Raw genomic sequence first — 23,083 nt, 5'->3', positions numbered from 1 at the left:
CGAATTGTGACCCGGAACACCCGAAAGTCGCTCAGTCCCGCTTCAGCAGGACCTCCGTAGGGTTGTGCCATGACAAGCGTTCTCATGATCATGTCCGCCGCCGACCACTGGACCCTCAAGGACGGCTCCGCGCACCCCACCGGATTCTGGGCCGAGGAGTTCGTGACCCCCTACGAAGTCTTCACCGGGGCCGGATGGGCCGTCACGGTGGCCACGCCCGGTGGCCGCGCCCCCACGGTGGATCAGGCCAGCCTCGGTGAGGGGGCCGGGGATCCGCAGGCCCTCGAGAAGGTCAAGGCCTCGCTCGACGAGCTTGCGCCCGTCCTGGACTCGCCGGTCGACCTCGCGACCGTGGACCACTCGGCCTTCGACCTGGTCTTCTACCCCGGCGGCCACGGTCCGCTCGAGGACCTCGCCGTGGACCGGACCTCCGGGACGATCCTCTCCGAGCGGGTGAGCGCCGGGAAGCCCGTCGCTCTGCTCTGCCACGCCCCGGCCGCTGTCCTGGCCGCGTCCGAGGACCCGACCTCGTCACCGTTCGCCGGATACCGCATGACCGGGTTCTCCAACGTCGAGGAAGAGCAGGTCGGTCTGGCCGCCAACGCCCCCTGGCTCCTCGAGGACAAGCTCGTCGAACTCGGCGCGGACTACTCGTCGGCCGCCGAGCCGTGGGGCTCGTACGTCGTGGTGGACCGGAACGTCTACACCGGCCAGAACCCGCAGTCGTCCGCGGAACTGGCCGAGCGGCTCGTCGCGGACCTCGCAGTCTGAGCAAGAGGCGGGTACGCCTCTCGTGACCGGGAACAACCGTGAAGGAGCCCCGGGATGACGCACGTCGTCGATCGCCACGCCCTCATCGACGGCTACCGCATCGCCTATGGCGTTCACGGGGCCGGAGAGCCTGTAGTGCTGGTGCACGGCACCCCCTCGTCGTCGTACATCTGGCGGAACGTCGTACCACGGCTCGTCGACGCCGGGTACCGGGCGCACGTGTTCGACCTGCTGGGGTACGGCCTGTCGGAGCGGCCGTGGGACACGGCCGTGGACACGTCGATCACCGGCAACGTCGCGATCCTGGACGGGTTGCTCGACCTGTGGGGACTGGACTCGTTCCACCTGGTGGCACACGACATCGGCGGCGGCGTCGCCCAGCGATTCGGGGTGCGCTCGATAGAGCGCCTGCGCACGCTGACGCTGATCGACGTGGTGAGCTTTGATACCTACCCCTCCGAGCGGACCCGGCAGCAGATGGCCGACGGCCTGGAAGTGCTGGCCAAGAGGCCCGACGACGAGCACCGGGAGCACTTCCGGGAGTGGCTGCTGTCGACCCACAGTGAGCCGGCGAACTTCGACCCCGAGGCGCTGCGGGTGTATGTGGACCTCATCAGCGGACCGATCGGCCAGCCGAGCCTGTTCCAGCACCAGGTGGCGCACTACGACCCCGCGCACACCATGGAGATCAGCGACAGGCTGCACACCCTGGGGCAGGTCCCGGTCCAACTGATCTGGGGTGCGGACGACACCTGGCAGGTCATCGACCACGCCCACCGGCTGCGCCGGGCGATCCCGGGCAGTGCCCTCCACGTGATCGACGACTGCGGTCACTTCGCGCCTGAGGAACGCCCCGCGGAGGTGGCCGCGGGGATTTGTCGTTTCATCGCCCAACACTGATCGCGCATGAGGCGTGCAAACTGCGCCCCACCGCAATTATTGAGCGGCTCCGATCCGAGCCGACCCACGTTGGGGACCCAAAAATAAGCAAAGACTTCCGCTCTCGACAATGTGACCAGTAAGCTCAGAACCGGGCACGCAGATGATTCTGCGCAAATCAGGGGGGTGCTTGAAATGTCAAGGCGGAGCCAAATTACTGTCATTATTGGAAGGGTCGCTATTGAACTCGCCGTTGACGGTGCAGTGTGGGTCATTTCTCGGGTATTTGACGCGGCAACACGCGAACCGATAACTAATTTTGAGCGACCTTCGAGGATCTACGATCCAAGTTCGGGCCGTTCGTTCAGATTACTTTCCAGCGGCAAGTATGAGTTGGTCGACGGCCCCATCGCGTTATAGACCCTTCAGCTTAGGCGCATTGTTGCCTTAAAGTCAGCAGAACTGAACGTATTTAGTATGCCGAAGTAGAGTTGGTCGTCTGAGAACTTGGGCTGCGAGAAATCCCATGCGATGCCTTGGAGCATTGGTTGCGCGCCTAAGCCAGTTCTCGCCCTACTGTAAGACAATTGCCTCAACTTGGTTCCGAGGTCTGGCGACAAACCATGCCCGCATGCGGCAAACAAGACGCTTGATGGACCACCACTGGCGCGACTGGAGTTGAGCAAAGTCCATGAAAGATCAAGGGCGGCTTTCACTGGAGGTGATGCTTGGGCGAGTAGAGGTTTACGCGCTGTATCGAGAAGCGCCATCAGCTGTGGATCGAGTTTGAACTGCCGAATATGCGCTTCAAGCGATTGCATAACAACCCACGTTGCATCAAATCTGGTCTTAAAGTGGGTGTCGTGAACCGGCCCTCCAAAACCGACTACGACCACCAGCTTCAGTGTTTGATGGCTAGCGCCAACGTACACATCCCAGATATATCTTCCTTGAGAGTCTAATTGGTCACGCAAGATGGATAACTGGTCTTGAATGCCGCCCCAGTTGGTAGACGTCCGCAAGGCTCCATTTATCGCTTCGGTCAATTGGCGGGGGACCGAAGCGAAATCTATTGTCGAAGGTGAGACTAACGTCGCTAAATCAACCGCCCGGAAATTCTGCGAATGGAGAGCAGTGCGGATCTTCCAACGCGCGGTAGTCGAGTCCATCACCGCTCTCGTTTCGGTACTGTTTCGACGGGTTGGCAGGTGCAGAAAGCATAGCTTTCTGATGCTGCGGAGTGCTACCCCCCGTTAGGGGCTGTTTCTATCCGGTTCTGCCTGCATTGGTGCGGTTAGAGTGCCCCCAAACGCATCAAGTCGACTGTGCTTGTGTTGGAGTCGGAGCGCCAACCCTATGCAAACAGGGTTTATGACCAAGTGCGATCCCTTCGCGCCCAAAGAACCCCCGGCAGAGCTCGCAGTCGGGATCGGGGAGTCCTGCACCGGCAACCCGTGAGACAGCAGGCATGGCTGATGGGCGCCGCCGTGCGCCTCACTCCACCCGCGGCGCACCCTCCGCCCGCCCGTACCGGCCGGCCAACCACGCGCACACGATCAGCTGGATCTGGTGGAACAGCATCAGGGGGAGCACCAGGAGTCCCACGGGTTGGCCGATGAACAGGACGGCGGCCATCGGCAGCCCTGTGGCCAGCGACTTCTTTGATCCGCAGAATTGCACGACCCGCTTGTCGCGTTCCTCGAATCCCAGCGCGCGGGCGATCAGCTCGGTGAGTCCCAGCACCACCGCGAGCAGGACGCAGCATGCGCCGATCAGCCACGCCAGCTGGGCCGGCCCGACCATCGACCAGATACCGTCGGCCACGCCCTCGGAGAACGCGGCGTAGACGATCAGGACGATCACGGACTTGTCGAACAACGCCAGTCGCTTGATCTTCCTGGTGATCGGCAGAACCCACCGGCGCAGCAGCTGACCCAGGACGAACGGCAGGAGTAGCTGCAGGGCGATCTTCCCGACCGAGTCCCACGTGATGACCACCGATCCGTTCGTGGTCATCAGCGCGAAGACGAGCAGGGGAGTGATGACCACCCCGAGCAGGTTCGACACGGACGCCGAGACCACGGCCGCACTCACGTGGCCGCGGGCGATGGCCACGAAGGTGATGGACGACTGCACGGTCGACGGCACCAGCGTGAGGAACAGGAAGCCGGCGGCCAACGGTTCGCCCAGAACAGGGGTGAGGGCCCATCGCCCCAGTAGCCCGAGCGCCGGGAACAGCAGGAAGGTCGCGGTCAGCACCACCGAGTGCAGCCGCCAGTGCTTCACGCCGGCCAGCAGTTCACGGGGTTCCAACCGCGCGCCGTAGAGGAAGAACAGGACGGCGATCCCCACGGTCGTGACCCAGCCCAGCGCGGTCGCCGCGTCCCCGGTGGCCGGCAGCACCGCCGCCACCACGACAGCGGCCAGGATCGCCAGGATGAACGGCTCGACCCGGAGGCGACGCAGGAAGTTCATCGACCCATTTGATCACCCTGGTCCGCGGGAGGTCCGCACGAGGCCCAGAGGGGCGGCCGATAGGCTCGGGGGATGACGGAGCAAGTCGGACAGGGGTGGCGGCCCAAGTCGCTGCGGGACGGTGAGGAACCGGACCCACGGTTCACGCTCGCGAACGAGCGGACCTTCCTGGCGTGGATCCGGACGAGCCTGGGACTGATGGCCGGCGCGGTGGCGATGGAGGCCTTTGCCGGCGACGAGATTCCGGAGATCATCCGCACCCCGCTGGCGTGCCTACTCCTCGTGATGGCGGCACTGCTCGCGACCGTGTCGTTCCGACGCTGGATCCGGATCGAGGCCTCCATGCGCCACAACGAGCCGCTACCGGTTCCGCAGGCATCGATCCTGCTGGTGCTGGGCATCGCGATCGGTGCGGTTCTGCTCGTGGTCGCGATCCTCGGCGGCACCTTCGCATGAGCGCCCCGCGGCGCCGGATCGGGGTGCGTCCCGAGGCGACGCCGCCCGACGCCGGGCTGCAGTCCGAGCGCACGAGCCTGTCGTGGGCCCGGACCTGGGCCGTGGTGACCGTCAACATCATCCTGGTGGCCAAGCTCGTCGCCGAGACCTCGTGGCTGTGGGCGGCGGTCTTCTCGATGCTGTTGGTGATCCCGCTCCTGGCGCTGCTCAGGGTGCAGCGCAACCACGAACGACGGGTGGGGCGCTTCGTCCGGGCCGGTCAGGTCCAGCAGACCCAGACGCTGTACAACGTGGGTCTGGTCGTGATGGTGCTGGTCATGGCCGCGTGCGGGCTCGCGGCCGTCGTGATCCGGGTTCTGACCTAGCTATCCGACACACCCTGCTGTCCAACACACCCAGCGGCTCGGCCGTCGACGCCGACCCGAACCGTCAGGTGTTCTTGATGCGGCCGCTGAGCGCGTCGCGGAGGCGGTCGACCATTCCGACGCCGGGGCCGAGGGTCATGTGGAACAGCTCGGAGTGCGGGGAGCCGGGGTGCGGACGGGTGGGGGCGATCTTCTTGGCCGCCTCGACCTTCCGGCCCATGTCGACCAGGGTGTCGGCGGTGAGGTGCTCACGCATCTTGGGGAACTGGTCGGACTCCTCGTCGTCCGCATGGTGGTCGAGGAGTTCCTTGAAGCGCTTCACGGTGGCGATGAACTCGGCGCTCTCGGAGTCCAGGCCCTCGAGCTCCTTCATCACCTCTTCGATCTCCTGGTGCTCCTCCTTGTCGTGCTCCACCTCGTCCTTGCCGTCCGGGATGCTGCGCTCGTACTCGGGGTAGACGAACAGCTCCTCGGCCACGGAGTGGCGCATCACCTCGGCGATCACGGAGTCGGCCAGCGCGCGGCGCTCCTTGGGGTCGGAGGTCTCCTCGATCATCTCGATGAGCCCGATCATCTCGCGATGGTCGGCGGTGAGGATGTCGACGACGTCCTGGTTGGACTCTGTCGTGGACTTCTGGGCCATGGCGAGCTCCTTCACGGTGTGGGTCGGGTGAACCTCTGACCGTAGGCAGCACGGTGGGAGCCGGCCACCGGTCGGGCCGGGACACGGGCCCCCGCACGGGCCCCCACGCGAGCCCTCACGCAGCCCCTCACCGGGTGGCGGTGTTCTCCGATTCGCACATTCCCTGCAGGGCGCACGATCCGCAGCCGCCGGTCACGCCGCAGTCGGCGGCCGGATCCGCGGAGTCGGTGGGGGAGCCCGAACAGGAGTCCCCGCCGGGCGCCTCGGAGGGGTCGCCGGCGGAGTGGCCGCCACAGCCGCCCTCGGAGCCGCAGCCGCAGCCACCCTGATCCTCGTCCTGCGCGGCCTCCCAGACGGCCGCGGCGCGGGATCCGGCGAGGCCGGCAACGCTGAGCAGGGCGAGCGAACCGAGAAGAGCGACGACGACGACGAGCCCACCGACCCAGCCGCCGATCAGCCCCACGCCCAGCGCACCGAGCAGGAGCATGAGGCTCGAGCCGAGGAACGCGGGTCCGGCGGCCCGGTTGGCCAGCGTCCAGGCCTCGGGGGAGCGACGGGTCTCCGGGGTGCGGACACCCAGGACGCCGTTGCCCGGCAGTCGGCCGAGCAACCCGAGCAGGCCGGTGACCCCGACCACCAGAGCCAAGCCCACCAGGAGCACCACGACCACCACGAGCACTGCGTTCACGCCCCTGAGGGTACGCCCGCGGCGGGGTAATTCCGATTCGCCTCATCCCCCGCGCAACCATCGCCCGCGGAGACAATCCCCGCCGAACCGGTGCCCGCCGGACCAGCACCTGCCGAACCTTCGACCAGCGCGAGGAGTCGGGCGAGTTCGCGCTTGTCCTGCTCGCTGAGCCGGTCCAGGAACTCCCGGCGCACGGTGGCGACGTGATCGGGTGCGGCCTTCTCGATCTCGCGCATCCCCTCCTCGGTGACGGAGACGAACGCGCCCCGGCCGTCGGTGGGGCAACTGGTCCGCTGGACCAGTCCGCGTTTGACCATCCGGGTGACCTGGTGGGAGAGCCGGCTGCGTTCCCATTGCAGGACGTCGGACAGCGCCGTCATCCGTAGTGGTCCGTCGGCCTCGCTGAGGATCGCGAGCACCTCGAACTCGGGCTCCGTCAGGCTCGATGTGGCCTTGAGATCACGCTGGATCTCCAGGTGCAGGCGACCCTGGATCGCGAGGTAGTCGCGCCAGAGCGCCTTCTCCTCGTCGGTCAGCCATCGCACGTGGTTACTGGTCACCTTTTCAGCCATGACCCCACCCTACCGTCTTAGTTGACACGACACCTAGGGCGGCGGTAGAAGTGTGTGACGCATCATCCACAGGGATGGGTAATTCGAGAGGACCACTGACGTGACCACCACGGCAACCACCCCCGCCCACCGCGCCACCGAGAGCGAGACCCGCCTCGTGCCCGTCCCGCGGGTCGTCCGCGACATCGGACTGCTCCTCACCCGCGCGCTGCTCGGTGTCGTCCTGATCGCCCACGGCTGGGAGAAGCTCGTCACCAACGGCGCAGGAGCCACCGGCGAGTTCTTCGACTCCGTCGGTGTCCCGGCAGCCCAGGCGGCCGCGGTGTTCGCGGGCGGTGTCGAGCTGATCGGTGGGATCCTGCTGATCCTGGGGCTGCTCACGCCGGTGGTCGCGGCCCTCGTCGTCGTGGTCATGGTCGGCGCCTACTTCTTCGTCCACCAGGGCGCCGGGATCTTCGCCACCAACGGTGGCTGGGAGCTCGTCGCCGTCATCGCCCTGGCCGCGACGGTCTTCGGGCTGATCGGCGCCGGGCGATACAGTCTCGACGCGCTGATCGCCGGGCGTCGCGCCGCCCGGGCCTGATCGCCCGGGCCTGATCGCCCGGGCCTGATCGCCCGGACCGATCGCCCGGACCGAACACGCGGCCTGATCACCCGGCCTGAACGCCCACGGTGCCCACACGCTGACGTGGCCCGATCCCGTCCAGGGTTTAGGCTTGTCCGAAGCCTGCGTGTGGGCACCGGCGAGGACCAGGGAGAGCAGACAACCGTGAGCAGCAGCGACGAGACCGTCACCGCAGGGCACTTCGACGCCGGAGCGCATCTCGACACCGGCGCGCAGTCCAGCAGCGGTGCGCAGTCGGACACCGGGGCGCAGACCGAGCAGGCCGGCCCGGCCCACCGGTACGGCGCCGCCCTCGCCGGCCAGATCGAGGACCGCTGGCGGCGGGAGTGGTCCGAGCGCGGAACTTTCGAGGCCCCCAACCCCGTCGGCCCGCTCGCGGCCGAGGACGGTGCGCCGCTGCCGGAGGACAAGCTCTTCGTGCAGGACATGTTCCCGTATCCCTCGGGCGCCGGCCTCCACGTCGGCCACCCGCTCGGGTACATCGCCACCGACGTCTTCGCCCGCTACAACCGCATGCTCGGCGCCAACGTCCTGCACACGCTGGGCTACGACGCGTTCGGCCTGCCCGCCGAGCAGTACGCGGTGCAGACCGGCCAGCACCCGCGCGTGACCACCGAGGCCAACATCGCCAACATGGAGCGCCAGCTCGGTCGCCTGGGCCTGGGCCACGACCGCCGCCGCGTGTTCGCCACCACCGACACCGACTTCTACCGCTGGACGCAGTGGATCTTCCTGCAGATCCACGGTTCCTGGTACGACCCCGACGCCCCCGCCCGCACCACCGACCACCGCGAGAACGCCAGGCGCACCGGTCGGGCCCGCCCCATCTCCGAACTGCGCGAGCAGTTCGCGGACGGCTCCCGCTCGCTTCCGGGTGAGTTCGCCGGCCGATCCTGGGCCGATCTGACCGCGGGGGAGCAGGAGAAGGTCCTCGACGCGCACCGCCTGGTGTACCTGTCGGACTCGACCGTCAACTGGTGCCCCGGGCTGGGCACCGTGCTGGCCAACGAGGAGGTCACCGCCGAGGGGCGCTCCGAGCGGGGCAACTTCCCCGTCTTCCGCAAGAACCTCTCCCAGTGGATGATGCGCATCACCGCGTACTCCGACCGGCTGGTCGACGACCTGGACCGGCTGGACTGGACCGACAAGGTCAAGTCGATGCAGCGCAACTGGATCGGACGCTCACAGGGCGCGCGCGTGCGCTTCGCCGTGGCGGACCGGTCCATCGAGGTGTTCACCACCCGCCCCGACACCCTGTTCGGCGCCACCTACATGGTGCTCTCTCCGGAGCACCCGCTCGTCGACGAGCTGGCCGGGCCGTTCTGGCCGGAGGCCGGGGCGGTCGGCGGTGGGGGAGACCGAGAGGGTGATGCTGCGGGCGGCGCTGCCGCCGAGCTGGACGAGCGCTGGACCGGCGGGCACTCCTCGCCGGCCGAGGCCGTGCAGGAGTACCGGCGCCGGGCCGCCACCAAGTCCGATCTGGAGCGCCAGGAGAACAAGGACAAGACCGGCGTCTTCACCGGCGCCTACGCCGTCAACCCGGTCAACGGCGCGCAGGTACCGGTGTTCGTGGCCGACTACGTACTCATGGGCTACGGCACCGGCGCGATCATGGCCGTGCCCGCCCACGACTCCCGCGACCACGAGTTCGCCACCGCCTTCGGCCTGCCGATCGTGCAGGTCGTGGCCCCGGCCGACGGGCGCGAGCTGGACGTGCAGGCCGAGTCCTACGCGGGAGACGGCGTAGCCGTGAACTCGGTCAACGAGCGCGGGCTGTCGCTCGACGGCATGGGCGTCGACGAGGCCAAGGCCGCGACCATCGCCTGGCTCGAGGGCGAGGGCACCGGCGAGGGGACCGTCCAGTACAAGCTGCGGGACTGGCTCTTCGCCCGCCAGCGCTACTGGGGCGAGCCGTTCCCGGTGGTCTACGACTCCGACGGCGTCCCGCACGCGCTGCCCGACGAGATGTTGCCGGTGGAGTTGCCCGAGGTCGAGGACTACAAGCCCGTCTCGTTCGACCCCGACGACGCCGACTCGATGCCCTCCCCGCCGTTGGCCAAGGCCACCGAGTGGATGACCGTCGAGCTTGATCTCGGCGACGGACTGGGCACCCGCACATTCACCCGCGACGCCAACGTGATGCCCAACTGGGCCGGCTCCAGCTGGTATCAGTTGCGCTACATCGACCCCACGAACTCCGACGAGATGTGCGCGTTGGAGAACGAGCGCTACTGGACCGGACCGCGGCCCGAGATCCACGGCGAGGGCGACCCCGGTGGGGTGGACCTCTACGTCGGTGGAGTCGAACACGCCGTGCTGCACCTGCTCTACTCGCGATTCTGGCACAAGGTCCTCTTCGACCTCGGCCACGTGACCAGCGAAGAGCCGTACCGGCGCCTGTTCAACCAGGGCTACATCCAGGCGTTCGCCTACACCGATTCGCGTGGTGTCTACGTGCCCGCTGCGGATGTAGAGGAGCGGGACGGAAAGTTCTATCTGAACGGATCCCCTGACGCGCCCGAGGTGTTCCAGGAGTACGGGAAGATGGGCAAGTCGCTCAAGAACTCCGTCTCGCCGGACGAGATCTGCGACGAGTACGGCGCCGACACCCTGCGCGTGTACGAGATGTCCATGGGTCCGCTCGACACCTCACGGCCCTGGGCCACCAAGGACGTGGTGGGGGCGCACCGCTTCCTGCAGCGGTTGTGGCGCGTGGTGATCGAGGAGTCCACCGGGCAGGCCCGGGTGACCGGCGAGGAGCCGCCTCAGGAGGTGCTCAAGGCGCTGCACAAGGCGATCGCCGGTGTCCGCGACGACTACGCGGGACTGCGCGACAACACCGCGATCGCCAAGCTCATCGAGTACGTGAACTTCCTGACCAAGGCCTACCCGACGGAGGGGCCGGGAGCGCCGCGCTCGGTGGTCGAGCCGCTGGTGCTCATGGTGGCACCGGTCGCCCCGCACCTGGCGGAGGAACTGTGGTCCCGGCTCGGGCACACCGGGTCGCTGGCCCACGGCCCGTTCCCCGAGCACGACGAGTCCTACCTGGTCGAGGACTCCGTGGAGTACCCGGTGCAGATCAAGGGCAAGGTGCGCTCGCGCATCACCGTCCCCGCGGACGCCTCGCCGGCGGATGTGGAGGCCGCTGCCCTGGCCGACGAGAAGGTGCAGGCCAACCTCGGCGGCGCGACGCCCAAGAAGGTCATCGTGGTGCCCGGCAAGATGGTCAACGTCGTCCCCTGACTCGGCTTCCTCCCCGACGTGCGATGCGTGTCGGGACCACTCCGCCAGCGCGACCCCGGTCAGCCCACCTGCACGAACACCGCCGAGGACGAGCCGATCAGGTAGGTGGTGGTGATCATCCACATGGCGTAGCTGGCGAACAGCCACGGCCGCCACCGGATGTGCTGCTTCCACCGCCGGTACGTCTTGACGCCCGCCGTCACGGACAGGCCCACCGACAGCAGCAGCGGCAGGAGCACCACCTCGACCCGGTCGGCGGTCAGACACGTGCCGCCGGGTTCCGTGCACTCCTCACCGATACCGCCGCCCAGAGCGACCAGAACCACCGCAAAGGCGACGACCGCCGAGGCGGAGAGCAGGACGTAGCGGATCGCCTGGCTGGCTTGGCGCTCATTGCGTTCGAGGCGCTCCAGCGGGTCGTCGAACTCCCCGATCCCCTGCGGAGACACGGCTACTGCCCCACGAACCCGTTGTGGCCACCGGCCGCGGCCACCTCGTCGACCGTTGTGATCCCCAGCTGCTCGTCGGTCACGGGTGGGAAGAGCGGACCCCCGCCGAAGGCGCCGCGGTGCGACAGCGGCACCGCGCCGTCGTCGTTCGTCACCCCGTGCTCGCGGCCGTACTCGGCGGTGATGACCGTGGACCCGCTCAGCTCCGGCAGCGCCGGGTCCTCGGCCAGGGCCGCGATCACGCGGCCGACGAAGGTCGGGTCCTCGGCTCGATCCAGGGGGAAGCCGTTGAAGTCGTCCATCCCCAACGACAGGATGAGCTCGGTGCGGATGAGGCCGAGCCACAGCGACAGGGTGGACACCCCGGTGCCCGCGAGCTCGTGGGCCATGTCCGAGGCCATCTTGTCCAGGGCGGTCTTGCTCATCCCGTAGAGCACGGTGTGGAACGGCGAGCGCGACCCGAAGGACGAGATGTTGACCATGAGGCCCGACCCCTGCGGGACCATCACCTTGGCGGCCTCACAGCTGGCGACGTAGTGCGCGCGCAGCCCGATCCCCATGAGCGCGTCCCAGTCACCGGCGGGCCGCTCCCAGAACTTCCCGTTGAAGCCCATGAAGCCCTTGGGGTTGGTCCACACGTTGTTGACCAGCAGGTCCAGACGCCCTGCCTCGGTGGCGACGCGGGCGACCGTGGCGACGATCTGCTCGTCGTCGGCGTGATCACACTCGAGCGGGCGCACCTCGCCGGGCGCTCCCGCCGCCGCGTCGAGCGTGGCCTGCAGTCTCCCGGCCGAGCGTCCGGTGACGTAGACCGTCCAGCCCGCTTCGGCGAGCGCGGTGGCCACACCCCTGCCCACGCCGCGACTCCCACCGGTGACCAGGGCGACGCGCGCGATCACGAGTCGGCCCCGGCGGTCGCGGCAGCCGCGTCGTCGCGGTGGACGGTGGCGAACTCGGGGTGCGTCACGGTCGCGTCGTCGAGCGTTCGCGTGACCGACCAACCCGGGGTGAACAGGCACTCGGCCATCACCCAGTGGCCGTCCTGCGTCACGTAGCGATCCGTGTACTCGCCCGTGGAGACGGTCTCGGTCCCCTTCTCGCGGTCCACCTGACGGAACTGCAGGGTCCAGGTGCCGGTCGCGAACTGCGGCGCGCCACTGTCGGCCGGGTCCTCGACGGAGATAGAGGGCATGAAGCCGTGGTGCATGTCGAGGATCCGGGGGCCACCGTCGGAGGCCGTCGCCAACGCGATCTGGCGGAAGATGCCGACCATCGTGTCCGGGTCGGTACGCCCGAGGGGGCCGAAGTCCAGCACGCCACCGGCGGTGACGAAGCACGACCGGAACCCCTCCGGGTCCTTGGCGTCGCAGGCCCGCCAGTACCGGTACTTCAACTGCTCGATCGCGTCGCGGGCTCGGCTTTCCACCTCGTACTCCATACCGGCAACGTTAGCCTAGGAGCCATGACGCGAACACTGGTCGAACTATCCGATCGCTGGGATCTGCAGGACCTGATGACCAGGTACGCGACCTGCATCGATTCGAAGGACTTCGACGGGCTGGACCGGGTGTTCACCCCGGACGCGCGGGTCAGTTTCGAGGCCTCGGGCGGCCCGGCGGACGACTATCCGGCCGTGCGGGCGTGGTTGGCCGAGATGCTGCCGATCTTCGCGGCCACCCAGCACCTCATGGGCAACCTCGAGGTGACGCTGGACGGCGACGCCGCGACCGGGCGCTGCATGTGCTTCAACCCGATGGCGCTGAAACCTGTGGAGGAGAAGGACCAGCAGGTGTTCTTCTACGGGCTCTGGTACCTGCTCGAGTTCGTCCGGACCGGCGAGGGCTGGCGGATCGCCCGACTGTCCCAGCAGCAGGCGTTCCACCACAATCTGCCCTGACGGACGACGGAGGGGCCCGCCACCCGGCGGGCCCCTCCGTCGACCGGTGTCAGACCGTGCCGCAGGAGTTCGGCGCGGGTCGGTCGTGCACGCGGTCCATGAGGTAGCGGGCGTTGGTGGAGACCTCGGACAGCATCGGCAGGGCGTGGTCGATCACCAGGCCCGGGGCGAGAGCGGGTAGCTCCGCGGTGCGCAGCTCGACGGTGGTGCCCTGGGCGCACCAGTCGCGGACCAGGTCCACCGCGGTGTAGTGCGGGACCACGTCGTCGTTGCGGCCGATCAGGACCAGCGAGGGGACCGTGGGGGCCACCGCGCCGAGGTTGTAGCTCTCAAGGACCCGCAGGATCTCGGGTTCGGACCGGGCGGCGTCGGCCAGTGAGTTGCCGTGCACGGTGAACTCGTTGGTGCGGCGCAGGCCGTAGGCGAACGCGGTCTCGGCGACGCACTGGGTCGAGGTCACCTCGAGCATGCGCCGGCCCTCGTCGTTGAGCTGGCGGTCGAACGCAGCTCGCAGCTCGGGGTGGACCTGCAGGATCCCGTTGATCGCGTACCCGACGGCACCGGTGAGCACGCCGCCGTCGACGCGGTCGAGGGTGCCGAGCATGTCCGACGGTGGGGCGCCCGCGGCGATGCCCACCAGGTTGAGGTCCGGCGCGTACTCCGGCTGCATCTCGCCGGCGGCGGCGGCCGCGCCGCCACCCTGGGAGTACCCGCTCACCACGGTGGGGGAGTCGGGGGCGAGGTCGGTGCCGGCCAGCCGGACCGCGGCGCGTGCGGCGTCCAGGGCCGAGCGGCCCTGGGAGTCACGGTTGACGTAGGGGTGGTGCCCGGGCGTGCCCAGCCCCTCGTAGTCGGTGACGACGACGGCGAAGCCCTCGGCGAGCATCGCGTACGCGTCGATCAGCGAGTACCCCGCCGCCATCGAGAGCGGGGTCGTCTGGGTGCTGAGCCCGACCTCCATGGACTTGGAGGGCGCGCACTGGTCGCCCTGGCCCTGCGTGCCGGGTGTGACCACGGCGAGCGGTCGCGGGCCCGGGCCGGCCCAGGGGGACTTGGGCTGCAGGTAGGTGCCGGTGACGGCGACGGGTCCGCCCGCCGCGCCCGTAGAGCGGTACATGATCCGCTGTGCGTCGGCGGGCAGCGCTCCGCCGGCGACGAGGTCCGGCACGCTCGGCGTGATGGTCATGGGCTCGCTGCGGATCACTGTTCCGGGGTCCGCGGGCAACTCCGCCGGTGGGGTGTAGAACGCGGTCCGGTCCGGCGCGTTGGACGAACCATTCGCGGACGCACCCTGGTCGGATGAACCCTGTGCCGGTGAACCCTGTGCCGATGAACCCTGGTCGGATGAACCCTGCGCGGCGGCCTCCGGAGCCGCGCCGGTCGTGAGAGCCGGTGCCAGGGCCACGACCAGACCCAACGCGAGAGCCCCGGCGAGGGTGGGCAGGCCGCGGGTGGTGGCCCGGTCGGATAACGGTGATCTCACGTGTTCTCCAGTGGTTTTCGATGCTGCGGGAACGACTCTGCCTGCTTACCGTGCTTGACAAAACTATAACGTGTGTCCGTTCTGTGGGTGGTCCAGGTCACTTGGTGGTCAGGATCTGGGTCACTCAGCACACAGGAACTGCGGGTTCGATTCACGGGGAGTGAATCGGTGGCCGGTGTCGGAGGGCGCTGTTACGGTGGCGCCGTGCAGAACGACGTGCTCATGTGTTGGCGACGCGACCCCGAGTGGATCCGCGCCGCCCACGCCGCTCTGGCGTAGTACGCATGGCACGGGCCCATCGGGAATGGGTGGGCCGATCATTCGTCGGAAGGACGGTCCACACCGGACCACGGGTCGGCATCGAAGACCCCTGCGGCTCAGACAGACCGAGCCCACCCTGATCGAGGAGAACGTCCAGGTGACCGCAAGTCCCCGCACCATCCACCTCCCGCTGACGGAGTCGGACGTCCTGGTGAGCGCTCGCTCGCTGGGCGAGTACACCGACATGTTCGACCTTGATGACGCGGATCTCGGCGGCCGGATCGTCGACTGCCCGGGTGGGGCGGCGAGCGCCGTCGCGGAGATCTGCGCCAACGGCGGAGACGCGATCGCGGTGGACCCGCAGTACGCGCTCGGCGGCTACGACCTGCGCACCCGTGTGCTCGCGGACCTGGACAGGTCGATCGCCCACTCGCATGCTCGAGATCTCGACTACGACTGGGACGTCCGGGGCGGAGTGGTCGGTCACGAATCAGTCCGCCGGACCGCGGCCGAGCTGATGCTCGCCGATCTCGACGCCGCCCCCGGTCGCTACGTCGCCGGGGCCCTGCCGGATCTGCCGCTGGCCTCCGACTCGGCGGACCTGGTCCTGTGCTCCCACCTGCTGTTCACCTACGCGGACCGGATGAGCCCGGAAGACCACGTCGACGCGATCGTCGAGATGGCGCGGGTGGCCCCGGAGGTCCGTGTCTACCCACTGGTCGACCATTCGGGCACACCCCTGCCCGAACTGGTGCGCAGCGTGATCGCCAAGCTCAAGAAGGAACGGCTGACCAGCCGGATCGAGCCCGTCGTCCGGCCGTTCCAGCTGGCCGCCACCACGCGGCTGGTGGTGGAGCGGACCACCCGCCGGCGACCGTGACGGGGGTCGGGCTCAGCCGGGCGTGAGGCGTAGGACCTGCTGGCCGGTGAACGGGGACGTCTCGACGCTGGTGAGCAGCGGTTGCGGCCCACCCACCTCGAGGGCCTGACCGGGCTGAAACACGGTGCCCGAACCCAGCGAGTACGCGACGAGGTCGCACATCTGCCCGAAGGCGGCGCCAGGCGGCCCGGCGACATCGAGCCGCTCCAGGTCCAGGCGTCCGAAGCGCCCGAGCCCACTGGTGTAGACGCACGAGGTGGTCTCGGACTGCATGCCCGCCCGGACCCCCACGAGCGCCGGTACCGGGAGCGGGTTACCGGTGACGAGATCGCGGTAGGGGCCGGCCGGCAGGGTGGTCGCTGCGCCGCCGACGCTCACGGCGATCGCACCGGGCAGGGCGGTCAACGCGGCGGTCACCGTGGTCACCGCGAGTTCGCACCGGAGCGTGTCGAGCCGGGGGTCCAGGTACTCGGGTTCGCCCGGCTCGCCGTCGTCCCCCACCGGGCCGAGCCGGAAGGCGGCCACGACGATCTGAGACCGATGCGTGTCTACGACGCCTTCCCCGCCGTTCCAGATGGCCAGGTTCTCGGTGTATCGGGACGCCTCACCGTCGGCCACGGGCCCGTCGAGCGGGGTGACGACGACCGTGGCGTCCTCGATGTACACGCCGGTCGCGGGGTCGTCGTCCGTGCCCGGGTCGACCTCGTAGGAGCCCTCGAAGATCTCGGCGAGCAGTTCGCTGACCTCGCGGTGACCGGGTGCGGGGCGGTCGAGCAGCACTATCGCGACCGGGGTGCTCTTCCAGGACAGGTCCTCGCCGGTGCGCGGGTCCACGGACGCGGGCGCCACGGACCCGGGCGCCTCAGACCCGTGCTGGTCGGACCCGTGCTGGTCGGGCTCGGGGTGGTCTGGCGTGACCCGGTCGGGCTTGTCCTGGTGGGGCTGGGGCGTCTCGCTCATGGGCCGAGGCTAGCGGAGCCCACTCGCCTCAGTTGAGCAGGAAGTCGATCACCAGGCGCTCGAACTTGTCCTTCTGTTCGATCATCGCCCAGTGGCCACAGCGCGAGAAGGCGTGCAGTTCGGCACGGGGGAGCTGCCGGAACGCGAAGTGCGCCTGCTCGTAGGGGAGCATGCGGTCGTCGCGACCCCAGATCAGCAGCGTCTCCTGGCGGATCTGGGAGGCCCGGGCGTAGAGCGGCGTGTAGGCGTTCTCGGGCTTGAGGATGGAGCCGAAGATGGCGTACATCCGCTCGACGGCGCCCGGCGCGGTGGCGGCCTCGGTCCGCGCGCGGATCAGCTCGTCGGAGACGACCTTCTTGTTGCCCACCATCGTGTCGACCCAGGCGGCCATGGACTCGTCGGAGGGCTTGGCGAGGAAATCGAACAGGCGCCGCGAGCCCTCGCTCGGCTCGGGGGTGAACAGCGGGGCCGCCAGGCCGCCGGGTCCCATGAGCGCCATCTTGCGGACGCGGCCCGGGTAGGCCAGGGCGGTCTCGCAGGCGACGTTGCCGCCCATCGAGTTGCCGATGATGTCGACCTTCTCGATGCCCTTGGCCTCGCAGAACGCGTCGATCGCCTCGGCGGCGATCAGCGGGTAGGCCTTCTCCCACTCGAGGTCGGAGCTCTTGCCGAAGCCCGGCATATCCAACAGGATGGTGTGGAACTGCTCGGCGAAGACGGGGAAGTTGCCGGAGAAGTTGGACCACGCGGTGACGCCGGGGCCGGAGCCGTGCAGGAAGAGGACGGGGACCGCGTTCTCCGGCTCGGTGACGCTCTGCTCTCCCGCCTCGTGGAAATGCAGCTCGAAGCGGCCGGCGGTGATGGTCTTGCTGGTGGACTCGAAGTCGAGGGCGCTCATGGGAGCCACGATACTAGAACACGTTCTAGATCTTGCGACGTCGGCGGAAATGCGGCCGGCCGCGAAATTAAGTCAGCCGCGCGGGGAGTCCCAGAACATCCCCGCGCGGCGATGGCGAGAACGATACGGGAAAAATCTCAGGTGACAAGTCGGTAACGATTGTGGGTTCCGTCACATCGTTGATATGGCTTCGACCGGCTGCTGCCGCGTGCGATGTCCCCCCGAATGTTGACGGTGTGTCCAACTGTGGGTGTTCCTCTCAGCCCATCACCCGGTCCAGGAACGCCGTGGCGTCCGGCGTCGCCGCGTAGACCGTTCCGCTGTGGTCCCTGTCCGGATAGACGTGCAGTTCGAGCGGTTGCTTGTTCAGGGTCATCTGCGCGGCGAGCGAGAGAGCGGAGGGAGCGGGCACGTCCAGGTCGAGCAGGCCCTGCCCCAGGAAGACGGGTCGGTCGTAACCGGCTGCCGGGGTGCCCATGTATCGGGCCAGGTGACCGTAGACGTCCGGGATGTCCTTGACCGGCCTGGTCAGCGCCTGGGAGATCTGGAAGTCGCCCACCGCCTCGCGCATGTCGTCGTAGCAGAGGTGTTCGGCGGTATCGACCATCTCGCGGCCTCGCGCGGTGAGGAACCGGTCTAGCTCGAACTCGGGGTGCTGGTCTCGGAGTCCCGCGAGGATGTAGAAGGCGTAGAGGTTGAGGCCGGTGGGGAGCGACACCGGCGGGAAGCCCGGTCCGCCCCACTGGAAGAGGTGCTCGAGGTTGGCGGGGGCACCGGTGGCCACGACTCCGCGGTAGTCCAGCCCCGCGGGGGCGCCCAGTTCGGTTGCCCGCGTGGCGGTGACCAGAGCAGCCCCCGCGCCCTGCGACTGGCCCACCAACGCCCATGTCGGGGAGAGCGGGAGCCCGTCGGCCCGTGCGGCACTGACAGCGTCGATGATCCCGCGTGCGGCGACCTGCCCGTTCAGGTAGCTGAGCAGGCCCGGCGTGCCGAGGCCAACGTAGTCCGCCGCCACCACGGCATACCCCTGGCGCAGCCAGTGGCCCAGGTACTCGCTGTCCCGTTCGGAGCGCGGCTGAGTCGACGGCGCGCAGTCGTCTCCCAGCCCGGTGGTCCCGTGCGCCCAGGCCACCACGGGCCACCCGCCCGGCGGGGGAGTGCCGTGCGGCAGGAACACAGCCGAGGTGGCGATCGCGGAGCGCCCGTGTTGATCGATCGTCCCGTATGCCGAGCGCACCGCCCGCCCGGCCTCCGGCAGTGAGAGTGAGGGATCCAGTGGAACGGAGGTCGCCGGAACGCCTGGCGCCGGGACCGGCCGGTCCCAGTGGCGGGTGTCCAGTCCGGACCACCGTGGCGCGGGCTGGGCTGACGCCGTGGCCGGTACGAGGATTGCGGAGGAGACGACCCCCGTTACGACGACGACGAGGGCGGCGACCGCCGAGGCCAGCGGACGGCGGGAGCAGGTGGCGGGAAAGCGCATGAGCGGAGGATAAACCGGAAGAGCATTGATACCGGCCGCTATGCGACTCCCATGTCAGGCAGCGCTCGGCCCCGCACTTCGTCGAGGATCACGAAGATGCGGTCGCCGGCGGCCCCGGGAAACAGCACGTCCGGCCCGGTAGGTGAGTGGTCGGTGAACGGTGATTCGTAGAGTCGGGCAGCGGGGACCACCCCGTTCGCGGTGAGTTCCTCCACGATGAGCTGGATGAACCGGATTTCCGTGGCGGAGTGCGTGGAGTCGGACAGAAACTCAGAGAACGCCTCTGTGGCCGCTTGGCGGTCGAGCCCCACGAGGGAGCGGACGAAGAGGCCCAGGCCGTTGGCCTCCTCCCGAGCCCGAGCGACGTCCTCGGGGCCGCCCGCGCCGGAGTTGGCCAGCATCTCTTCTAGCGACGCCAGGTCGGCCGCGGTGAGCTGCTTGTTTCGTCGCAACTTCTGTAGGGCGATATGGTCCTCGTGCTCAAGGAGGTACGCCCGGGACTTGGCCTTGAAGCGCTCCCAGTTGGTGCCGACTGCCATCCCGGGCAGCTCAACTATTGATCCCTCGCCAAGCTCGTCCTTGAAGTTGGTGTAGACGACAGCGCGCGCCGACTTCTCCAGGAAGCGCACGAGCCCGCGGATCCGGAGTCGCGCCAGCTCGAGCATGGACAGCGTCACGTCCTGCCACCATTCGTCCTCCGAGACTTCAGCGAGGAGCTGCTGCTGCGCGGCGACCGCCGGGATGGCGGTCTGGGACAGGAGACTTCCGGCGATCTCCTGGATCTGCCCCCGCGTCCTCTCGGCGGTCACGTGATCGCCTTCGAGGACCGCCAGCTGGGTCCGGAGGAGCAGTAGATCGAACCGCTTGGCTTGTTCGTCGTCGTCCTTCACGGTCGAGGGCACGCCCGCGAGGTGCTCGGCGACCTCTCCCGCGCGCTGGGGGGTGAGGCGGTCCCAACGCGCCCAGTCCTGGTACTTCAGGACCCACTCGCGCTTGGGCCGGACCAAGAAGTTGTCGAGGTTCATGCCGGCGACGATCTCGTGGAGGTGCCGGGCGGTGGCATCGCGGAGCTCGGGGTCGACCGGGCTGCCCCCCTGGCCCGGGGCAGACTGGTCCAGGGCGGAGACTAGTCCGAGCCGCGCCTCGAACAGTCGCTGACCGAGAGACTTCTGCACCGAACCCTCGCTGCCGGCACCGGGTTGGTTGAAGTATTCGAGGTTCATGCAGAAATCGAAAACATAGAAGTTCTTCTTGTCCTCCCCGGGTCCGTAGAGATCCGGCGCCAGGCGTGTCCCCCTTCCGATCATCTGCCAGAACTTGGACGCCGACCGGACCATCTTGAAGAACACGAGGTTGACCACCTCGGGGACGTCGATCCCCGTGTCGAGCATGTCAACACTTATCGCGATATGCGGGAATTTGTCCGTCTCGGAGAAGTCGTCGATGAGGCTCTGCGCATACTCGGACTTGTAGGTGATGATTTTGGCGAACTCGCCCTTGTATTCCGGGTAGGCCAGGTCGAAGCGCTCCCAGATGAACTTGGCGTGGGCGTAGTTCTTGGCAAAGATGATCGTCTTGCCCAGTCGGTCGCCACCAGCCACCTTGTGGCCGTTCTCCATGAGGGTTGCCAGCACCTTGTCCACGGTGTCGGCGTTGAAGAGCCAGCGGTTGAGTTCCTCGGGGTCGATGTCGGTGGGCGCTTCGTCGTCACCCCAGTCCTGGAGGTCCCACTCGTCTTTCTCGGCCTCCGACAGCTGGTCGTAGTGGATGCCCTCGCGCAGGAACCGGGTCGGCACGGACACTCCCACGGGCGGCACCAGGTAGCCCTCGGCCACGGCGTCGTCGAGGCTGTACGCGTCGGTCGGGACGCCGTCCTCGAGGTGGAACAGGCTGTAGGTGTTGCGGTCGACCTCGTCCTTGGGCGTGGCGGTGAGGCCCACGAGCAATGAGTCAAACCACTCGAAGATCGCCCCGTACTTCTGATACACCGACCGGTGGGCCTCGTCTATAACCACGAGGTCGAAGTGCCCGGGGCCGAAGGTGCGGCGGCCGTCGTCGGTCTGGTTGATCAGCCCCATCATCGTGGGATACGTGGAGACGTAGACGCGCCCCTCCTGATTCTTCTCCGTGACCAAGTTGACGGTGGTGGCCGACGGTAGGTGCGCCTTGAACGCGGACACGGCCTGGTTGACCAGGGCCACGCGGTCGGCCAGGAAGAGCACGCGCTTGACCCAGCCGGCCTTCATGAGCTGGTCCACCAATGCGATTGCGACGCGGGTCTTGCCGGATCCGGTGGCCATGACTAGGAGCGCCTCACGCTGCCCTCGCGTGAAGACGTCGTCGACCGAGCGGATTGCATGCTGCTGGTAATGCCGCTCCACGATGGTCTTGTCGACGGGCGTCGCCTCGAGCGGCGCTCGTGAATGCCGGCGCTGCACGGTGAGCTCCAGCTCGCCCCGGGTCAAAAAGCCGCTGACGCGGCGCGCCGGGTACATCGCGTCGTCCCAGAGCCAGCGCTCGAACCCGTTGGTGAAGAAGATGACGGGGCGACGGCCGAACTTCGCTCCCAGACAGTCCGCGTAGAGCTTGGCCTGTTGCTGGCCGATCGTGGCGTCGGCGAGCGATCTCTTGGCCTCGACCAGTGCCAGGGGCAAGCCGTCCTCTCCCCAGAGCACGTAGTCGACGAATCCCTGCCCGGTGTCGTTGGGCATCCCGGTGACGGGGAACTCGCGGTCCCGCGCGTCGGTCAGGTCCCACCCGGCCTCGCGCAGGTCCGCGTCGATGAACTGGCGCCGGGTCTCGGCCTCACTCACGTCGAAGGTCGGCTCGGGGGCGTCCTTGGTCTTCTGAGCCTGCTGGACCTTGGCGATTAGCTCGTCGATCTGCGCCTGCAGCGCGGAACTGGTGGCCTTCTCCGCCGCGAGCGCGGCGTCCTTGGCCTCTAGGACGTTGTTGAGCTGGGCGAGTTCCGCCGCGGTGAGTGGGGGTTGGCCGCCCGTGGCGGCGGGTGCCGGAATGAGCAAAGGATCGTACGACGACGAGGTGGGCACGTCATCAGGCGTGGACGAATAGCTGTAGGCGGCCCATTTGAGCAGGTCGTGGAGCTGCCGCAGTATCTCGAGGGCGGACGTTTCCTGGATCTCCTTCTTGTCGTGGACCGCGCGGTTTCCGGCCTTGCGGATGATGGTCGCTTTCGAGACGATCTCCGGGCCCACGGAGGCGATGAACCCGGGATCGCCGAGCCGTCCACTGAGGTCGGAGTTGTATGGCAGCGGGAGCCGCTCGAGATCGAAGATCAGGACGACGACCTGCTCCAGCACGCGACGGGCGTAGAACACACTCACGCGGGGGTCGGTCCGACCATTCGACTCCGCCTGGATCGCGTCGGCGCGGACGCTGCCCCACTCGGCGGGGACAAAGTCGAAGTTGGAGGTCATCTATGGTCTTCTCTCATGCGGGACAGGGCTGACCGAACAATTTCGGCTGTGGACGGGCGCAACTGCCCCTTCAGTACTAATAGACCGAGGATGTCGAGTTCGGACTGTGGTGGTGTGCGGCGACGTTCGCTCATCGCGAGCAGAGCCGATGCAGCCTTGCCGGGGTCGGCGCAGATCATGTCGTGAAGGAATGACGGCGCATCCTGGGTACGTACTCCAGAGGGCAGGAGATGGTCAGGAAGGTCTTTGAAGTTCGCGGTGACTATGACCTCGGCTCCTCCTGCGACGGCTGCGGCCACGAGGTGCTCGTCGTCGGGATCAGGCAGACCGACAGGGGCGACGAGAGTGGAGCGGGACCGGCAGACGACCTCGAAGTTTTCCCTGAGTTGCGAGGCGAGGAACGCTGCCCTTCTCTCGGCCAGTTCGCGGTCGTGCCCCTGCTTCATGAGTTTGCGAGTCTCTACGTCCTCGATCTCCTCGATATTGGCCTCGGTCAGGACCAGACGGTATGAGTCGAAGGCGACCAATGACAGCAATAAGTCTCGGGTTAGGCCGTTGAACAACACACAGGTGTCGAGTACGGCTGCAAGCACATGTCACATTGTGGCAGCCGTCCTCGAT

At 67.9% G+C, this 23,083-nt stretch carries 22 protein-coding genes; 8 read left to right on the top strand and 14 right to left on the bottom strand.

Going from position 1 to position 23,083, the window contains the following annotated elements; genetic code table 11:
- Positions 1 to 69: 69 nt before the first annotated feature.
- Both A6048_RS17835 and A6048_RS17830 read left to right on the top strand, forming a co-directional pair.
- Positions 70 to 771, top strand: coding sequence for a type 1 glutamine amidotransferase domain-containing protein (locus A6048_RS17835; protein WP_107747144.1), 702 nt, complete (start codon positions 70 to 72; stop codon positions 769 to 771).
- A gap of 54 nt (positions 772 to 825) precedes the next feature.
- Positions 826 to 1,671 carry an alpha/beta fold hydrolase gene (locus A6048_RS17830; RefSeq protein ID WP_107747143.1) on the top strand — a complete coding sequence of 282 codons (846 nt, stop codon included), beginning with the start codon at positions 826 to 828 and terminating at the stop codon, positions 1,669 to 1,671.
- A 404-nt stretch (positions 1,672 to 2,075) separates the two neighbouring features.
- Here the strand turns inward: A6048_RS17830 and A6048_RS18350 are convergent, their stop codons facing one another.
- A complete protein-coding gene (locus tag A6048_RS18350; protein WP_146166349.1) occupies positions 2,076 to 2,819 on the bottom strand; it encodes a hypothetical protein in 744 nt (247 codons plus the stop codon).
- A gap of 325 nt (positions 2,820 to 3,144) precedes the next feature.
- Positions 3,145 to 4,125 carry a bile acid:sodium symporter family protein gene (locus A6048_RS17825; RefSeq protein ID WP_107747142.1) on the bottom strand — a complete coding sequence of 327 codons (981 nt, stop codon included), beginning with the start codon at positions 4,123 to 4,125 and terminating at the stop codon, positions 3,145 to 3,147.
- A gap of 72 nt (positions 4,126 to 4,197) precedes the next feature.
- Here A6048_RS17825 and A6048_RS17820 point away from each other — a divergent pair, with 72 nt between their 5' ends.
- Together A6048_RS17820 and A6048_RS17815 are read left to right on the top strand one after the other, a co-directional pair.
- Positions 4,198 to 4,581 carry a YidH family protein gene (locus tag A6048_RS17820; protein WP_107747141.1) on the top strand — a complete coding sequence of 128 codons (384 nt, stop codon included), beginning with the start codon at positions 4,198 to 4,200 and terminating at the stop codon, positions 4,579 to 4,581.
- The gene (locus A6048_RS17815) at positions 4,578 to 4,946 is read left to right on the top strand and encodes a DUF202 domain-containing protein (RefSeq protein WP_107747140.1); all 369 of its coding nucleotides are present in this window, start codon (positions 4,578 to 4,580) and stop codon (positions 4,944 to 4,946) included. Before A6048_RS17820 ends, A6048_RS17815 begins: the two co-directional genes overlap by 4 nt.
- 64 nt (positions 4,947 to 5,010) lie before the next feature.
- On the opposite strand, the gene A6048_RS17810 is transcribed toward A6048_RS17815, so the two are convergent.
- From A6048_RS17810 to A6048_RS17800, 3 genes are all read right to left on the bottom strand, one after another.
- Positions 5,011 to 5,589: a hemerythrin domain-containing protein gene (locus A6048_RS17810; RefSeq protein WP_107747139.1), complete on the bottom strand. Its 579-nt coding sequence runs from the start codon at positions 5,587 to 5,589 to the stop codon at positions 5,011 to 5,013.
- A 127-nt stretch (positions 5,590 to 5,716) separates the two neighbouring features.
- On the bottom strand, positions 5,717 to 6,277 hold the full coding sequence (locus A6048_RS17805; RefSeq protein ID WP_107747138.1) for an SdpI family protein: 561 nt from the start codon (positions 6,275 to 6,277) through the stop codon (positions 5,717 to 5,719).
- Positions 6,274 to 6,849, bottom strand: coding sequence for a MarR family winged helix-turn-helix transcriptional regulator (locus A6048_RS17800; RefSeq protein WP_107747137.1), 576 nt, complete (start codon positions 6,847 to 6,849; stop codon positions 6,274 to 6,276). Before A6048_RS17800 ends, A6048_RS17805 begins: the two co-directional genes overlap by 4 nt.
- Before the next feature lie 100 nt (positions 6,850 to 6,949).
- On the opposite strand from A6048_RS17800, the gene A6048_RS17795 reads away from it, so the two are divergent.
- Together A6048_RS17795 and A6048_RS17790 are read left to right on the top strand one after the other, a co-directional pair.
- Positions 6,950 to 7,432, top strand: coding sequence for a DoxX family protein (locus tag A6048_RS17795; protein ID WP_107747136.1), 483 nt, complete (start codon positions 6,950 to 6,952; stop codon positions 7,430 to 7,432).
- 186 nt (positions 7,433 to 7,618) lie between these two features.
- Positions 7,619 to 10,717 (top strand): leucine--tRNA ligase, encoded by a 3,099-nt coding sequence (locus tag A6048_RS17790; protein ID WP_200837300.1) that lies wholly within the window; start codon positions 7,619 to 7,621, stop codon positions 10,715 to 10,717.
- A 59-nt stretch (positions 10,718 to 10,776) separates the two neighbouring features.
- Here the strand turns inward: A6048_RS17790 and A6048_RS17785 are convergent, their stop codons facing one another.
- The 3 genes from A6048_RS17785 to A6048_RS17775 are packed head-to-tail and all read right to left on the bottom strand — an operon-like array spanning position 10,777 to position 12,604.
- Complete coding sequence (locus A6048_RS17785; RefSeq protein ID WP_107747134.1) at positions 10,777 to 11,166, bottom strand: hypothetical protein; 390 nt, start codon at positions 11,164 to 11,166, stop codon at positions 10,777 to 10,779.
- A gap of 2 nt (positions 11,167 to 11,168) precedes the next feature.
- The gene (locus A6048_RS17780; protein WP_107747277.1) at positions 11,169 to 12,062 is read right to left on the bottom strand and encodes an SDR family NAD(P)-dependent oxidoreductase; all 894 of its coding nucleotides are present in this window, start codon (positions 12,060 to 12,062) and stop codon (positions 11,169 to 11,171) included.
- Positions 12,062 to 12,604 (bottom strand): nuclear transport factor 2 family protein, encoded by a 543-nt coding sequence (locus A6048_RS17775; protein ID WP_107747133.1) that lies wholly within the window; start codon positions 12,602 to 12,604, stop codon positions 12,062 to 12,064. The genes A6048_RS17780 and A6048_RS17775 overlap by 1 nt, the downstream gene beginning before the upstream one ends.
- Positions 12,605 to 12,628: 24 nt before the next feature.
- Here A6048_RS17775 and A6048_RS17770 point away from each other — a divergent pair, with 24 nt between their 5' ends.
- Positions 12,629 to 13,063, top strand: coding sequence for a nuclear transport factor 2 family protein (locus A6048_RS17770; protein ID WP_107747132.1), 435 nt, complete (start codon positions 12,629 to 12,631; stop codon positions 13,061 to 13,063).
- A 49-nt stretch (positions 13,064 to 13,112) separates the two neighbouring features.
- Here A6048_RS17770 and A6048_RS17765 read toward each other — a convergent pair whose 3' ends face one another.
- Positions 13,113 to 14,546, bottom strand: a complete 1,434-nt coding sequence (locus A6048_RS17765; RefSeq protein WP_107747131.1) for a lipase family protein — start codon at positions 14,544 to 14,546, stop codon at positions 13,113 to 13,115.
- 418 nt (positions 14,547 to 14,964) lie between these two features.
- Between A6048_RS17765 and A6048_RS17760 the strand changes: the two genes are divergently transcribed.
- On the top strand, positions 14,965 to 15,687 hold the full coding sequence (locus tag A6048_RS17760) for a class I SAM-dependent methyltransferase (RefSeq protein WP_107747130.1): 723 nt from the start codon (positions 14,965 to 14,967) through the stop codon (positions 15,685 to 15,687).
- Between the two features lie 12 nt (positions 15,688 to 15,699).
- On the opposite strand, the gene A6048_RS17755 is transcribed toward A6048_RS17760, so the two are convergent.
- The 5 genes from A6048_RS17755 to A6048_RS17735 all read right to left on the bottom strand — a co-directional run bounded on the left by A6048_RS17755 (position 15,700) and on the right by A6048_RS17735 (position 23,055).
- The gene (locus A6048_RS17755) at positions 15,700 to 16,647 is read right to left on the bottom strand and encodes a hypothetical protein (protein ID WP_235027310.1); all 948 of its coding nucleotides are present in this window, start codon (positions 16,645 to 16,647) and stop codon (positions 15,700 to 15,702) included.
- Between the two features lie 28 nt (positions 16,648 to 16,675).
- Positions 16,676 to 17,545, bottom strand: coding sequence for an alpha/beta fold hydrolase (locus A6048_RS17750; RefSeq protein ID WP_107747129.1), 870 nt, complete (start codon positions 17,543 to 17,545; stop codon positions 16,676 to 16,678).
- 259 nt (positions 17,546 to 17,804) lie between these two features.
- Positions 17,805 to 19,025, bottom strand: a complete 1,221-nt coding sequence (locus A6048_RS17745) for an alpha/beta hydrolase family protein (protein ID WP_107747128.1) — start codon at positions 19,023 to 19,025, stop codon at positions 17,805 to 17,807.
- Between the two features lie 38 nt (positions 19,026 to 19,063).
- A complete protein-coding gene (locus A6048_RS17740; RefSeq protein ID WP_107747127.1) occupies positions 19,064 to 22,462 on the bottom strand; it encodes a DEAD/DEAH box helicase family protein in 3,399 nt (1,132 codons plus the stop codon).
- Positions 22,459 to 23,055, bottom strand: a complete 597-nt coding sequence (locus A6048_RS17735) for a PIN domain-containing protein (RefSeq protein ID WP_107747126.1) — start codon at positions 23,053 to 23,055, stop codon at positions 22,459 to 22,461. The genes A6048_RS17740 and A6048_RS17735 overlap by 4 nt, the downstream gene beginning before the upstream one ends.
- Positions 23,056 to 23,083: the final 28 nt, after the last annotated feature.

The organism is Dietzia psychralcaliphila (assembly GCF_003096095.1).
Classification (GTDB): Bacteria; Actinomycetota; Actinomycetes; order Mycobacteriales; family Mycobacteriaceae; genus Dietzia; species Dietzia psychralcaliphila.
This window is presented reverse-complemented; position numbering and strand designations above follow the sequence as displayed.

Bases quoted from the DNA above. Each gene is read 5' to 3' on its own strand.
- A6048_RS17820 (WP_107747141.1), top strand. From the start codon at position 4,198: ATGACGGAGCAAGTCGGACAGGGGTGGCGGCCCAAGTCGCTGCGGGAC.
- A6048_RS17825 (WP_107747142.1), bottom strand. From the start codon at position 4,125: ATGAACTTCCTGCGTCGCCTCCGGGTCGAGCCGTTCATCCTGGCGATC.
- A6048_RS17800 (WP_107747137.1), bottom strand. From the start codon at position 6,849: ATGGCTGAAAAGGTGACCAGTAACCACGTGCGATGGCTGACCGACGAG.
- A6048_RS17750 (WP_107747129.1), bottom strand. From the start codon at position 17,545: ATGAGCGCCCTCGACTTCGAGTCCACCAGCAAGACCATCACCGCCGGC.
- A6048_RS17810 (WP_107747139.1), bottom strand. From the start codon at position 5,589: ATGGCCCAGAAGTCCACGACAGAGTCCAACCAGGACGTCGTCGACATC.
- A6048_RS17815 (WP_107747140.1), top strand. From the start codon at position 4,578: ATGAGCGCCCCGCGGCGCCGGATCGGGGTGCGTCCCGAGGCGACGCCG.
- A6048_RS17835 (WP_107747144.1), top strand. From the start codon at position 70: ATGACAAGCGTTCTCATGATCATGTCCGCCGCCGACCACTGGACCCTC.
- A6048_RS17830 (WP_107747143.1), top strand. From the start codon at position 826: ATGACGCACGTCGTCGATCGCCACGCCCTCATCGACGGCTACCGCATC.
- A6048_RS17755 (WP_235027310.1), bottom strand. From the start codon at position 16,647: ATGAGCGAGACGCCCCAGCCCCACCAGGACAAGCCCGACCGGGTCACG.
- A6048_RS17775 (WP_107747133.1), bottom strand. From the start codon at position 12,604: ATGGAGTACGAGGTGGAAAGCCGAGCCCGCGACGCGATCGAGCAGTTG.
- A6048_RS18350 (WP_146166349.1), bottom strand. From the start codon at position 2,819: ATGGACTCGACTACCGCGCGTTGGAAGATCCGCACTGCTCTCCATTCG.
- A6048_RS17740 (WP_107747127.1), bottom strand. From the start codon at position 22,462: ATGACCTCCAACTTCGACTTTGTCCCCGCCGAGTGGGGCAGCGTCCGC.
- A6048_RS17770 (WP_107747132.1), top strand. From the start codon at position 12,629: ATGACGCGAACACTGGTCGAACTATCCGATCGCTGGGATCTGCAGGAC.
- A6048_RS17745 (WP_107747128.1), bottom strand. From the start codon at position 19,025: ATGCGCTTTCCCGCCACCTGCTCCCGCCGTCCGCTGGCCTCGGCGGTC.